The organism is Pseudomonas sp. DR208 (assembly GCF_019823005.1).
Taxonomy (GTDB): Bacteria; Pseudomonadota; Gammaproteobacteria; order Pseudomonadales; family Pseudomonadaceae; genus Aquipseudomonas; species Aquipseudomonas extremorientalis.
In genome coordinates this window covers 1,121,356-1,133,461 of the sequence record NZ_CP081944.1, presented here as the reverse complement: position 1 = coordinate 1,133,461, position 12,106 = coordinate 1,121,356, and the positions used below count along the sequence as shown (strand labels likewise).

General features: G+C 60.2%; 12 protein-coding genes, 3 tRNA genes and 1 pseudogene. 3 read left to right on the top strand and 13 right to left on the bottom strand.

Annotated features, from left to right (window positions below):
• Window positions 1-78: 78 nt before the first annotated feature.
• From K5K89_RS04915 to rluD, 6 genes are all read right to left on the bottom strand, one after another.
• Window positions 79-154: transfer RNA gene (locus K5K89_RS04915), tRNA-Lys, on the bottom strand.
• A gap of 5 nt (window positions 155-159) precedes the next feature.
• A tRNA-Pro gene (locus K5K89_RS04910) sits at window positions 160-236 on the bottom strand.
• Window positions 237-246: 10 nt separating this feature from the next.
• Window positions 247-322: transfer RNA gene (locus K5K89_RS04905), tRNA-Asn, on the bottom strand.
• 300 nt (window positions 323-622) lie between these two features.
• Window positions 623-3,187: an ATP-dependent chaperone ClpB gene (gene clpB / locus K5K89_RS04900; protein WP_058423066.1), complete on the bottom strand. Its 2,565-nt coding sequence runs from the start codon at window positions 3,185-3,187 to the stop codon at window positions 623-625.
• A gap of 146 nt (window positions 3,188-3,333) precedes the next feature.
• A complete protein-coding gene (pgeF, locus tag K5K89_RS04895) occupies window positions 3,334-4,059 on the bottom strand; it encodes a peptidoglycan editing factor PgeF (protein WP_222540963.1) in 726 nt (241 codons plus the stop codon).
• Window positions 4,056-5,018 (bottom strand): 23S rRNA pseudouridine(1911/1915/1917) synthase RluD, encoded by a 963-nt coding sequence (rluD, locus tag K5K89_RS04890; protein ID WP_058423068.1) that lies wholly within the window; start codon window positions 5,016-5,018, stop codon window positions 4,056-4,058. Before rluD ends, pgeF begins: the two co-directional genes overlap by 4 nt.
• Before the next feature lie 149 nt (window positions 5,019-5,167).
• On the opposite strand from rluD, the gene K5K89_RS04885 reads away from it, so the two are divergent.
• Both K5K89_RS04885 and K5K89_RS04880 read left to right on the top strand, forming a co-directional pair.
• Window positions 5,168-6,193: an outer membrane protein assembly factor BamD gene (locus tag K5K89_RS04885; protein ID WP_058423069.1), complete on the top strand. Its 1,026-nt coding sequence runs from the start codon at window positions 5,168-5,170 to the stop codon at window positions 6,191-6,193.
• 124 nt (window positions 6,194-6,317) lie between these two features.
• Window positions 6,318-6,551 (top strand): PP0621 family protein, encoded by a 234-nt coding sequence (locus K5K89_RS04880; RefSeq protein WP_058423070.1) that lies wholly within the window; start codon window positions 6,318-6,320, stop codon window positions 6,549-6,551.
• Here K5K89_RS04880 and thiO read toward each other — a convergent pair.
• From thiO to pilV, 5 genes are all read right to left on the bottom strand, one after another.
• Entirely contained in the window at window positions 6,538-7,647 is a 1,110-nt protein-coding gene (thiO, locus tag K5K89_RS04875; RefSeq protein WP_222540962.1) for a glycine oxidase ThiO, read from the bottom strand. The two genes, K5K89_RS04880 and thiO, sit on opposite strands and share 14 nt — an antisense overlap.
• A gap of 62 nt (window positions 7,648-7,709) precedes the next feature.
• Window positions 7,710-8,111 (bottom strand): type IV pilin protein, encoded by a 402-nt coding sequence (locus K5K89_RS04870; protein ID WP_071491074.1) that lies wholly within the window; start codon window positions 8,109-8,111, stop codon window positions 7,710-7,712.
• An 11-nt stretch (window positions 8,112-8,122) separates the two neighbouring features.
• Window positions 8,123-8,653, bottom strand: coding sequence for a PilX N-terminal domain-containing pilus assembly protein (locus K5K89_RS04865; RefSeq protein ID WP_071491073.1), 531 nt, complete (start codon window positions 8,651-8,653; stop codon window positions 8,123-8,125).
• Window positions 8,654-8,660: 7 nt separating this feature from the next.
• Window positions 8,661-9,368, bottom strand: coding sequence for a PilW family protein (locus K5K89_RS04860; RefSeq protein ID WP_222540961.1), 708 nt, complete (start codon window positions 9,366-9,368; stop codon window positions 8,661-8,663).
• Window positions 9,365-9,850, bottom strand: coding sequence for a type IV pilus modification protein PilV (gene pilV / locus K5K89_RS04855; protein WP_222540960.1), 486 nt, complete (start codon window positions 9,848-9,850; stop codon window positions 9,365-9,367). The genes K5K89_RS04860 and pilV overlap by 4 nt, the downstream gene beginning before the upstream one ends.
• A 193-nt stretch (window positions 9,851-10,043) precedes the next feature.
• Between pilV and K5K89_RS04850 the strand changes: the two are divergent.
• A pseudogene (locus K5K89_RS04850) lies at window positions 10,044-10,626 on the top strand (GspH/FimT family pseudopilin).
• Here K5K89_RS04850 and ispH read toward each other — a convergent pair.
• Both ispH and fkpB read right to left on the bottom strand, forming a co-directional pair.
• Window positions 10,580-11,527 carry a 4-hydroxy-3-methylbut-2-enyl diphosphate reductase gene (gene ispH, locus K5K89_RS04845; protein ID WP_071491070.1) on the bottom strand — a complete coding sequence of 316 codons (948 nt, stop codon included), beginning with the start codon at window positions 11,525-11,527 and terminating at the stop codon, window positions 10,580-10,582. The pseudogene K5K89_RS04850 and the gene ispH overlap by 47 nt on opposite strands.
• 139 nt (window positions 11,528-11,666) lie before the next feature.
• Entirely contained in the window at window positions 11,667-12,104 is a 438-nt protein-coding gene (gene fkpB / locus K5K89_RS04840) for an FKBP-type peptidyl-prolyl cis-trans isomerase (protein WP_222541682.1), read from the bottom strand.
• Between the last annotated feature and the right edge of the window lie 2 nt (window positions 12,105-12,106).

Below are 12,106 nucleotides of genomic sequence, written 5' to 3'. Positions count from 1 at the left end.
CTCTCAGTCGCCTTCTTCGATCAGTGCTTTTGGCCTCTGATCTTAAGATTCGATTCCAGCGCTAACTGGTCTCAAAAATGGTGGGTCGTGTGGGATTCGAACCTACGACCAATTGGTTAAAAGCCAACTGCTCTACCAACTGAGCTAACGACCCAAATATGGTCGGGGTAGGGGGATTCGAACTCCCGACATCCTGCTCCCAAAGCAGGCGCGCTACCGGACTGCGCTATACCCCGATATTGAAATTGGCTCCGTGACCAGGACTCGAACCTGGGACCCAATGATTAACAGTCATTTGCTCTACCGACTGAGCTATCACGGAACTACATATTTCAAAGTACTACGTTGCTGCTTACTACCTTCTCTTCGACTTGCCCGTATCGCTACGTTCATGTCTCTGAGGCGCGCTATTCTACAATCTTAAAAACCCCTGTCAACCCCTTAAATTGCTTTTAAGACAATGATTTGCGCTTGTTTCTGATTTCTTCTTGGGGAGAAGAAACCCGTGGGCTGACGTTGCTGCGGGGCGCACTTTACAAGCCTTTGCCTTACAGTTCAACGCCCTATCGAAAAAAAAGGCCCCGCAATGCGGGGCCTTCCATTTTTGCTTTGCCCTTTGGGCTTAGTGGAAGACGATCTCGTCGTTTTCCACGGTCGCCTCGACGCTGGTGCCCGGCATGAAGCTGCCCGATAGGATCAACTGGGCCAGCGGGTTCTCGATCCAGCGCTGGATCGCACGCTTCAAAGGCCGTGCGCCATACACCGGGTCGTAACCCACCGCGATCAGCTTGTCCAACGCCTCCTGGCTCAGGTCCAGGGACAGCTCGCGCTCTGCCAGACGGCCGCGCAGACGACCCAGCTGGATCTCGGTAATGCCCGCGATCTGATCCCGCGCCAGAGGCTCGAAGATCACCACTTCGTCGACCCGGTTGATGAATTCCGGGCGGAAGTGCGAAGTCAGCGCATCCATCACCGCCGCACGTTGCGCTTCACGATCACCCACCAGCTCCTGGATCTGCGCCGAGCCCAGGTTGGAGGTCATCACGATCACCGTATTACGGAAATCCACGGTACGCCCGTGACTGTCGGTCAGGCGGCCGTCTTCCAGCACTTGCAGCAGGATGTTGAACACATCCGGATGCGCCTTCTCGACCTCATCCAGCAGGATCACCGAGTAAGGCTTACGCCGCACGGCTTCGGTCAGGTAACCGCCCTCCTCGTAGCCCACGTAGCCTGGTGGCGCACCGATCAAGCGAGCCACCGAGTGTTTCTCCATGAATTCGGACATATCGATCCGCACCATGGCCTCTTCGGTATCAAAGAGGAACTCGGCCAAGGCCTTGCACAGCTCGGTCTTACCCACGCCGGTCGGGCCGAGGAACATGAACGAGCCACTCGGACGGTTCGGGTCGGACAACCCGGCCCGCGAACGCCGTACCGCGTTGGACACCGCCACCACGGCCTCTTCCTGGCCGATCACGCGTTGGTGCAACAGGCTTTCCATCTTCAGCAGCTTGTCGCGCTCGCCTTCGAGCATTTTCGACACGGGAATCCCGGTCCACTTCGAGACGACTTCGGCAATTTCTTCCTCGGTCACCTTGCTGCGCAGCAGTTGGTTCTCAGGCTTGCCGTGCTGGTCGACCATCTGCAGGCTGCGCTCCAGATCCGGGATCACCCCGTACTGCAACTCGGCCATGCGGTTCAGGTCACCTTTACGGCGTGCCGCTTCCAGTTCCTGGCGCGACTGCTCGATCTTTTGCTGGATCTGCGCAGAGCCCTGCACTTCGGCTTTTTCCGAGGTCCAGATTTCTTCCAGGTCCGAATACTCGCGTTCCAGGCGGACGATTTCCTCCTGGAGTTTTTCCAGGCGTTTCTTCGCCGCGTCGTCTTCTTCTTTCTTCAGGGCCTGGGACTCAACTTTCAGTTGAATCAGGCGTCGATCCAGGCGATCGAGCACTTCCGGCTTGGAGTCGATCTCCATGCGGATGCGGCTGGCCGCTTCGTCGATCAGGTCAATGGCCTTGTCGGGCAACTGACGGTCGGTGATATAGCGATGGCTCAACTTGGCCGCCGCAATAATCGCACCGTCGGTGATCGCCACCTTGTGGTGGACCTCATAACGCTCTTTCAGGCCGCGCAGGATTGCGATGGTGTCTTCTTCGCTCGGCTCTTCCACCAGTACTTTCTGGAAACGACGCTCAAGGGCCGCGTCCTTTTCTATGTACTGGCGATATTCGTTGAGCGTGGTAGCACCGACGCAGTGCAACTCACCCCGCGCCAGGGCCGGCTTGAGCATGTTGCCGGCATCCATGGAGCCCTCGCCTTTACCGGCGCCGACCATGGTGTGCAGTTCGTCGATAAACAGAATGATCTGCCCTTCCTGCTTCGACAACTCATTAAGCAGGGATTTAAGGCGCTCCTCGAACTCGCCACGGAACTTGGCACCGGCGATCAAAGACCCCATGTCCAGGGACAGCAGGCGCTTGCCTTTAAGGCCATCCGGCACTTCACCATTGATGATGCGCTGGGCCAAACCTTCGGCAATCGCGGTTTTACCCACGCCGGGTTCACCGATGAGCACCGGGTTGTTCTTGGTGCGACGCTGCAGGACCTGGATGGTGCGACGGATTTCATCGTCACGGCCGATCACCGGATCAAGCTTGCCCTCTTCGGCGCGCTTGGTCAGGTCGACGGTGTATTTATCCAGGGCCTGGCGCGACTCCTCATGGTTGGGGTCGTTGACCGCATCACCGCCACGCAGGTTGTTGATAGCGTTTTCCAGGGCTTTCTTGCTCACACCCTGGCCCAGCAACAACTTGCCGAGCTTGCTGTTCTCGTCCATGGCGGCGAGCAGCACCAGTTCGCTGGAGATGAACTGGTCACCCTTCTGCTGGGCCAGACGGTCCGCCTGGTTGAGCAGGCGCGCCAGGTCCTGGGACATGTTCACGTCGCCAGTCGGGTTTTGGATTTTCGGCAGTTGGTCGAGCTCTTTGCTCAACTCCTTGCGCAGGCTGTTGACGTCAAAGCCCACCTGCATCAGCAAGGGCTTGATAGAACCACCTTGCTGTTCCAGGAGCGCCTGCATCAAGTGCGCAGGCTCGATGGCCGGGTGGTCGAGGCCCACCGCCAAGGATTGAGAGTCAGACAGTGCCAACTGCAATTTGCTGGTTAAACGATCAATACGCATTAGTCACCTTCCTTTTGAGCAGGCCGGAGCTATAAAACATCCTGAATGAAGAAACCTGCCAGATACCCTTATAGATGGGGTGGATTCTGGAAGATTCAAGCGAGCGACGGCGGATATGGACCGGGTTTGACCCAGATCAAAGGAGTCTAGCGTTCAAGCCAGACAAGGGAGGCAAAACGTCCGGTGCGAGGGCTACGCCGGTAGGAAAAGAAGCGTGGGTCGGTCACGGTGCAGTACCCGCCACCATAGACAGCAGTAACGCCGCGCGCAGCGAGGCGCAGGCGCGCGAGCTTATAGATGTCGGCCATGAACTTGCCTGGGTTGTGGCTGGGCACGAACGCTTCGGCAGTGATCGGCAACGGCTGCATGAAGGCTTCGCGTACTTCCGGGCCGACTTCGAAGGCTTGTGGGCCAATCGCCGGGCCAAGCCACACCAGTACGTCTTCAGGTTCGGCGCCGAGGCTTTCGAAAGCCGCTTCCAATACCCCTGCCGCCAGGCCACGCCAGCCAGCATGGGCCGCAGCCACGCGGGTGCCGGCGCGGTTGCAGAACAATGCGGGCAGACAGTCAGCGGTCATTGAGGTGCAGGCGATGCCAGGGGTGCTGGTCCAACTGCCATCGGCTTCGGCAATGCGTGACGGGTCAGCCTCGACCACGCTTATCCCGTGGACTTGGCGCAACCAGGCAGGCTGAATATTAAATGCGTCGGTAAGACGGCGGCGGTTTTCGAGGACCGCTTCGAGGTTATCCTCAACATGATCGCCCAAGTTGAGACTGTCGAACGGCGCCAGACTGACGCCGCCCGCTCGAGTGGTGACGCAGGCTTTCACCTGAGCCGGCGCGGGCCAGTCAGGTATCAGCCAGTCACTCATCCGACAAACGCCTCGCGATCCTGCTTGAGCAGCGTCAACAACCAGACCAAATCGTCAGGCAGAGGTGATTCCCAGCTCATCCGCTTACCGCTCGTCGGATGATCCAATTCCAGGAAACGTGCATGCAACGCCTGGCGCGGGAAGTTTTTCAGCGATTCAACCATGGTCTGGCTCGCCGCCGGTGGAATGCGGAAGCGCCCCCCGTAGGCCGGATCACCGACCAACGGGAAGTTGATGTGTGCCATGTGCACGCGAATCTGGTGGGTACGGCCGGTTTCCAGCTTGACCCGCACGTGGGTGTGGGAGCGGAAACGTTCGAGTACTCGGTAATGGCTGACGGCCTGCTTGCCACCTTCCATCACCGCCATACGCTGGCGTTGCTGGCCGTGACGACCGATCGGGGCGTTGATCTTGCCGCCGGCTACTACCACCCCAATCACGATGCATTCGTAGATCCGGCTGACGCTGCGGCTCTGCAACTGTGTAACCAGCTGCGTCTGCGCTTGAATGGTCTTGGCCACCACCATCAGACCGGTGGTGTCCTTGTCCAGGCGGTGCACGATGCCGCAGCGTGGCACATTGATGATGTCCGGCACATGGTGCAACAAGGCATTGAGCAGGGTGCCATCAGCGTGCCCGGCTGCCGGGTGAACCACCAGGCCTGCGGGTTTGTTGATGACCAGGATGTCGTCGTCTTCGTAGACGATATCCAGCTCGATGTCCTGGGCGACCCATTCTCCCTGGGCTTCCTGCTCGGCAGTCAGCTCAAGAATCGCACCGCCATGGACTATGTCTCGCGGGCGGATAACCGCTCCATCCACAGTCAGGCGGCCGTCTTTGATCCAGGCGGAAAGGCGCGAGCGCGAGTGCTCAGCGAATAATTGTGCGGCGACTTGATCGAGGCGTTGGCCGCCCAATTCGGACGGCACCTCTGCGCGAAGTTCAATTTTATCGGACATGCTCAGACTAGGCGTGGCACAGCCTTTGGTTTCGGCTGCGCGCTTGTGGTTAAATACGGCGTCTTTTGCCCCGAGGCTTTCAACGGGGCGCTCATCATAACAGGACGGCCCCGCCCAAGACAGCGGCCGTCATAGGGACGCAAGCCGCCATGCAAGTGAAACACCTGCTGCTGATCGCCATCCTCGCCATGACTGCTGCTTGCTCGTCAACAAAGGAAGTCGTCGACGAAAACCTGAGCGAAGTCGAGTTGTACCAACTGGCTCAGAAAGACTTGGACAATAATAGCTACACCAGCGCCACAGCGAAGCTGAAGGCCTTGGAGTCGCGCTATCCGTTCGGGCGCTATGCCGACCAGGCCCAGCTCGAGCTGATCTACGCCAACTACAAGAACGCCGAGCCGGAAGCCGCCAAGTCCGCCGCCGAGCGTTTTATCCGCCTGCACCCGCAGCACCCGAACGTCGACTACGCCTACTACATGAAGGGCCTGACCTCGTTCGACCAGGACGTTGGCCTGCTGGCGCGCTTTCTGCCGCTGGACATGACCAAGCGTGACCCGGGCGCGGCCCGCGATTCCTACAACGAGTTCGCCCAGCTGACCAGCCGCTACCCCAACAGCCGCTACGCGCCGGACGCCAAGCAGCGCATGATCTACCTGCGCAACCTGCTGGCTTCCTACGAGATCCATGTGGCCCACTACTACCTGACCCGTCAGGCATACGTGGCCGCCGCTAACCGTGGCCGCTACGTTGTGGAAAACTTCCAGGAAACCCCTTCCGTAGGTGACGGCCTTGCCGTGATGACCGAGGCTTACCAGCGCCTGCACCTGGACGAACTGGCCAGCACCAGCCTGGAAACCCTGAAGCTCAACTACCCGGACCACCCAAGCCTGAAAGACGGCCAGTTCGTGCCTCAGGTGGCCGAAGCGGACAACCGCTCGTGGCTGAGCAAGTACACCCTGGGCCTGATCGAATCCCGCCCACCGCTGCCGCCGGGCGAAACCCGTGCAAACCAGGACGTGATCAAGCAGTACCAGGACGCCAAGGACGCAATTCCTTCGGAGCTCAAGCCCCACGACGAGAACGGCGACGTGATCGAAGAGGAAGAACCGCAGGCCCTGGGCAATAACCAGGACCGCTCGTGGTTCAGCTACATGACCTTTGGTGTGTTCGACTGACTGCACCCGGCGTCATCAAGAAGGAGCCTTGCGAGGCTCCTTTTTTGTGGGTGGTATTATTGCGCTGTGCGCCTGGCACGTCCTTGGCTAAACTGGCGCATTCCTTGTCGAGAAACTGCCCATCATGCTTCGTCTACTGTTCTGGATTGCCGTCATTGCCGCCGCAGTATGGTTCTGGCGCAAGTTCAAAAGCCCGGCCGCCAGGCCGCAGCGTGCCAGCGAGCCCGACGCGGCCCTGATGGTGCGCTGCGCCCACTGCGGCGTGCATTTGCCGCAGGATCGCGCCTTGAGCTCACGCCAGGAGTGGTATTGCACCCAGGCGCACCTGGAGCAAGGGCCGAAATCTATCCAGCGTTGATCCGACCTTCCGGCGCATAAGGCGCAGGGTCGATGATCGGCGCACGTGCCAGTAGCAGGTCAGCAAACAATTGGCAGGACGCCGGCGCAAGCACCAGGCCGTTGCGGTAATGCCCGCAGTTGAGCCAGAGGCCATTGAAGCCCGGCACCCGGCCTATATAGGGAATGCCTTCCGGCGAACCGGGGCGCAGCCCGGCCCAATGTCCGGCCACCTCGGCGTCCGCCAGGGCGGGGATCAACTCCACCGCTGACGCTTTGAGGCTTTCCAGCGCGGTCAGGGTGGGGGTCTTGTCGAAGCCTTCATGTTCCAGGGTACTGCCGATCAGAATGTGCCCGTCCCGCCGAGGAATCGCATAGCGGCCCTTGGCCAAGACCATGCACGACAGGAAGTCCGAGGCGCATTTGTACAGAATCATCTGGCCTTTGACCGGTTCGACCGGCAGCGACAGGCCCAACGTGCCGAGCAACTCACCGCTCCAGGCGCCAGCGGCCAATACGACCTGATCGCCGAAGATCGACCCATCAGCTGTGTTCACGCCCACGACATTACCCGCATCCAGGACAAAACCAGTCACTTCGCACTGTTCATGAATGGTCACGCCAGGCAGCGCCAGCAACGCAGCCTTGAGGGATTTGACCAGGCGCGGGTTGCGTACATTGGCGACATCAGTCATGTAGATCGCCTGGGAGTAGCCGCCACCCAAGACCGGAACGGCGTCATGAGCGGCCGACACGTCCACTTTGCTCAAGGGTCGGCCTTCACGCGCGGCCCAAGCCAGCGCTTCGGCTTCGTCATCCAGGTCCAGCCAGTACAGCCCAGTGGTGTGAACCTCCGGGTCAACGCCCGTCGCAGCAAACAGACGCTGCGCCAGCTGTGGATAAAAATCCTGGGACCAATGGGCCAGGGCCGTGACCGCCGGGCTGTAGCGCCACGGATACAGGGGCGAGACGATGCCGCCGCCCGCCCAGGAAGACTCCTGGCCCAACCCTGCGCGCTCCAGCAGCACCACCGACTGCCCCTGCGTGGCGAGGTTGAACGCCGTCAACAAGCCGATGACTCCGCCACCGACAATCACTACCTGCTGTTGCTCTGCCATCATTTGATCCAGCCGATAAATAGGAACAAGCGCACCCGGCGCCCAATCATCGAGCACCCTCATCATTGCCCCCAGCACAGCTTGCGCGACATCTCCGGTGCAGCGCCCGGATTGGTTCGCGTGCCCGTGCCGGTCAGGCCGAAGTCACCGCAAGGATCGCCAGCCATCACCGAGTCGGTGACCGGCGTGGCCACCAGTTGGAAGTCCTGAGGGTTCAATGCAGCGGTGATTCTATAGTGATCATTGCCTGCACTGACGCCGCCTGCATCAATAAAACTGCCGTTCCTCGCATAAAAACGCTCCAGGTGCTGGGCTTGCTCGGTCAACAGCGCGACGATTTCAGCGCGATAGACTTTTTTCAGATAGCCGGTGTATCCGGGGTAAGCAATCCCGGCCAGAACCGCAATGATCATCACGGCAATCAGTAACTCGATCAGGGTAAAACCCTGGCTGTCCATGCCCATTCCACTACTCCTTATTGAAGTTGTCGCCATGCCACTCGCCGAAACCGCGAGCCCCCCTCCTCTTCTACCCGCGCATAGGTACTCTCCAGTACCGTGCGCAATTGCCCGTGCAGCCCGACTGCCGTCACTCGATACACCGCTGCAGGGATTTGCGCTGGCAAATGCGCGAGCCCTACCGCAGGCCCGAGGGATTGAACCCCGTATAAGCCGCCTTTCAGTGCCACCCAACTGATGCCTGAAACAGGGTCCACTCCAGGCCCGACCACCGAAAATGCCGCCTCCGGCGGTGCACAGTCGACGATCGATTGACATAACGGCAACGCTGCAAATGAACGCTGTATGGCAGATTCCCCGCGTCTCAGGCCACTCTCGGCACTTTGCAGCGACTGATTACGGTGCCAGAAACTACCGGCAATCTTTTGCTGAGTGAGCGCAGCCTGCATCGAGGACAAGCCGATCAGCGATAACAGCAGCAGCAACACCAGGCTGACCAGCAGCACCATGCCTGCCTGTCGTAGACGAAAACCTTCTGCAAGTGTCATGGCAGCCCTACCCCAGCCGGTTCCGCAGCGCCGCCACGACGGCGTAGGTCTGGTCTTTCACCCGGGCAGTCGGGTCTTGCAGCGTCATCACAATGCGCACGCTGCGTATCAAGGATTCGTCGGCGGGGCCGGCGTCGTAGCGCACCACCTCCGTTGACGCAGGCTTGGCGGACACACCAAAACTGATATCGAACGCCTTCACGTTATCCACCAATACCGCCTTGGCGGGTGATGCAGGCGTACTGAATTTCAACTGCCCTGCTTCGAAGGTGTAGGTAACTTGGCGTAACGCAAAACGGATTTGCCCGGGTGCCGATGCCGGGGCGCTTCCAGCGTAGGCCTGGGCGCTGCCAGTGCAATCGGACAACACAGTCCAGTCAGGCGTGCCGCTCGCAACGGCGACATCCGCGGTCACCAGCGTCAGCGAGGTTGATCCACCTCCGACACGCCAAGCGACAGGCCGGTCAAAAGCGGGCGGGGCGTTGTCGATAAACGCTGTCGCCAGACAGCCGAACATGCCCGCCTGACGGATATCCTGGAGCAGCTTGCCCAGCACAAACCGCGCATCATCCTGCATCAACAAAGCGGCCTGCTGGCTGGCGTTGGTGGCCCTGGTGTTGATTGCCACCTGGCTGGCCCAGAGCACCAATACCAACCCCATCGCCAAGGCCAGCAGCAACTCCATCAGGCTGAAACCTCGAACAAGACACCTCATTGCGTCACTCCCGCTTTATCGCGGATGCGACTAGTCAGGGTGAAGGTTTCCCGGGCGCCCGGCCTGCCAGTACCTCGACTGTCATCCCAACTGATGCTGACCGTCACCTCGTCGCTACCGATCGACACCGAGCCTTTGGCGCTCTCCCCGGCAAAACCGCGAATGTTGGCCTCGAAATCATGCAAGTCCAGGTCGCGCACACTGGCGGTAACGTTGCTGGTCAAGGCACGCTCGGTACGCCCCCACGTGTAGTCGGCACCGGAATTGGCACGGATCCGGTCGAGCATGTCGTAGGCAATGAAACTGGCCTGGCTGATCATCCTGGAACTGTCGGTGTACTTGAGCGCATTGAGCTGGATCACCGCCGCGCCAAGCAGGCCGATGGTGAGAATCGACACTGCGACCAGCACTTCGATCAGTGTCGTACCGGCTTGGTCGCGGGATAAGGCATTGGGCAAAAAGGGGTTCGTACAGGCAAGCATTACCGTCGTCATCCGTGTCGAGGTCCAAAAAAAGAGCAGTTAAAACCTGCTGTGCGGCCCAAGACTAGCGCCGGTTTTTCACCTGCGCTGCAACCGGAACAAAGGGAAATACTTTGGACATGAAGGCCATCATCCGCCCCCCAGACGGGACGCTATACCTAGGACTGCACCCAAATCCACGGAGGGATGGCCCATGCAACAACGAGGTTTCACCTTGATCGAACTGCTGCTCGGGCTGATCGTGAGCGGCATCCTGGCCAACATGGCGCTGCCCAGCTTCAAGAGCCTGCTGGAATCACAGCAGCGGCAGAGCGCGGCACATGCCTTGGCGCAAGGCCTGCGATATGCACGCACCGAAGCCATCGCACGCAACCGGGCGGTGGTTATTTACGCATTGAAGGACAATTGGGGCCTGGGGTGGCGGGTCATCGTGGACATCAGCGGGCGCGGCCCCCAGGACGATGACAACCCGGTGCTGCTGGAGCGCCAGGCCAGTGGGCAAGTGCTGATCGTGGGCAATGGGCCGCTCAAGACCCAGGTGCGCTTCAGCGGGCTGGGTGAACCCATCTTTTCAGGAGGAGGCTTCCGTGCCGGCACCGTGCATGTGTGTGCCACGGACCAGGCGCAGAGCCTGCACCAGGTAGTGCTGGCGCCCAGCGGGCGTATCAGCCTGCGCAGCGAGCGTGCCGAGCAGGCATTGTGCCGGAGTTGATCCGGCACACCGGGTCGTCACAGCAGCGAGCGAACCCGCAGCTCCTTGGGCATGGAGAACGTAATGTTTTCTTCGCGGCCAGCCAGTTCATCGGCACCGGTGGCGCCCCAGGCGTGCAACTGCTGGATAACGCCGCGCACCAGCACTTCCGGAGCGGAAGCACCCGCCGTGATGCCAATGCGCTCGACGCCATCGAACCAACTGCGCTGCATATCTTCGGCACCGTCGATCAGGTACGCCGGTGTTGCCATGCGCTCAGCCAACTCACGCAGGCGGTTGGAGTTGGAACTGTTGGGGCTGCCGACGACCAGGACCACATCACATTCGTCTGCCAGTTGCTTGACCGCGTCCTGGCGGTTCTGGGTGGCGTAGCAGATGTCGTCCTTGCGCGGGCCGCCAATGGCCGGGAAGCGACTGCGCAGCGCGTCGATCACGCGACTGGTGTCGTCCATGGACAGGGTGGTCTGGGTCACGAATGCCAGGCGCTCGGGGTTCTGTACCTGCAGGTTGGCGACATCCTTTTCGTCTTCCACCAGATAAATGGAGCCGCCATTGCTGGCATCGTACTGCCCCATGGTGCCTTCGACTTCCGGGTGGCCGGCATGGCCGATCAGGATGCACTCGCGCCCGTCACGGCTATAGCGCGCGACTTCGATGTGCACCTTGGTGACCAGTGGGCAGGTAGCATCGAAGACTTTCAGGCCGCGGCCTGCCGCTTCGGTACGCACCGCCTGGGAAACACCGTGGGCGCTGAAGATGACGATCACATCGTCTGGCACCTGGTCGAGCTCTTCGACAAAGATGGCGCCACGTGCACGCAGGTCTTCGACCACGAATTTGTTGTGGACGACTTCATGACGCACGTAAATCGGCGGCCCGAAGACTTCCAGGGCGCGGTTGACGATTTCGATCGCCCGGTCCACACCGGCGCAGAAGCCACGGGGGTTGGCGAGTTTGATTTGCATGCTGTGCCTCGTGTCTTGCCCTGTAGGAGCGAGCTTGCTCGCGAAGAGCGTTAACGGCGTCGCGTCCATTCTGGATAAACGCAGCGCCTTCGGGTCTTTCGCGAGCAAGCTCGCTCCTACAGTAGGCCAGAGTCGTCAGTTAGAGCGCTTTAACGTCGATGATTTCAACGTCAAAGGTCAAGGTTTTACCGGCCAACGGATGGTTGAAGTCGATGGTCACTTGCGCGTCATCAAAAGCTTTCACCACACCCGGCAGTTCGGTATTGGCCGCATCGTTGAAAATCACCAGCAGGCCTTCCGACAGGTCCATGTTCTGGAACTGCGAACGCGGGATGATCTGCACGTTTTGCGGATTGGGCTGGCCAAAGGCGTTTTCCGGCTGGATCTGCAGGGTGCGCTTGTCGCCGGCCTTGAAGCCGAACAGGGCCGCTTCGAAACCCGGCAGCAGGTTGCCGTCGCCGACCTTGAAGGTGGCCGGGGCTTTGTCGAACGTGCTGTCGACCGTGTCGCCATTCTCCAGGCGCAGTGCGAAATGCAAAGTGACTTCCGTGTTCTGGCCGATGCGTTGCTCAGCCAATA

Bases quoted from the DNA above. Each gene is read 5' to 3' on its own strand.
- clpB (WP_058423066.1), bottom strand. From the start codon at position 3,187: ATGCGTATTGATCGTTTAACCAGCAAATTGCAGTTGGCACTGTCTGAC.
- pgeF (WP_222540963.1), bottom strand. From the start codon at position 4,059: ATGAGTGACTGGCTGATACCTGACTGGCCCGCGCCGGCTCAGGTGAAA.
- rluD (WP_058423068.1), bottom strand. From the start codon at position 5,018: ATGTCCGATAAAATTGAACTTCGCGCAGAGGTGCCGTCCGAATTGGGC.
- K5K89_RS04885 (WP_058423069.1), top strand. From the start codon at position 5,168: ATGCAAGTGAAACACCTGCTGCTGATCGCCATCCTCGCCATGACTGCT.
- K5K89_RS04880 (WP_058423070.1), top strand. From the start codon at position 6,318: ATGCTTCGTCTACTGTTCTGGATTGCCGTCATTGCCGCCGCAGTATGG.
- thiO (WP_222540962.1), bottom strand. From the start codon at position 7,647: ATGGCAGAGCAACAGCAGGTAGTGATTGTCGGTGGCGGAGTCATCGGC.
- K5K89_RS04870 (WP_071491074.1), bottom strand. From the start codon at position 8,111: ATGGGCATGGACAGCCAGGGTTTTACCCTGATCGAGTTACTGATTGCC.
- K5K89_RS04865 (WP_071491073.1), bottom strand. From the start codon at position 8,653: ATGACACTTGCAGAAGGTTTTCGTCTACGACAGGCAGGCATGGTGCTG.
- K5K89_RS04860 (WP_222540961.1), bottom strand. From the start codon at position 9,368: ATGAGGTGTCTTGTTCGAGGTTTCAGCCTGATGGAGTTGCTGCTGGCC.
- pilV (WP_222540960.1), bottom strand. From the start codon at position 9,850: ATGCTTGCCTGTACGAACCCCTTTTTGCCCAATGCCTTATCCCGCGAC.
- ispH (WP_071491070.1), bottom strand. From the start codon at position 11,527: ATGCAAATCAAACTCGCCAACCCCCGTGGCTTCTGCGCCGGTGTGGAC.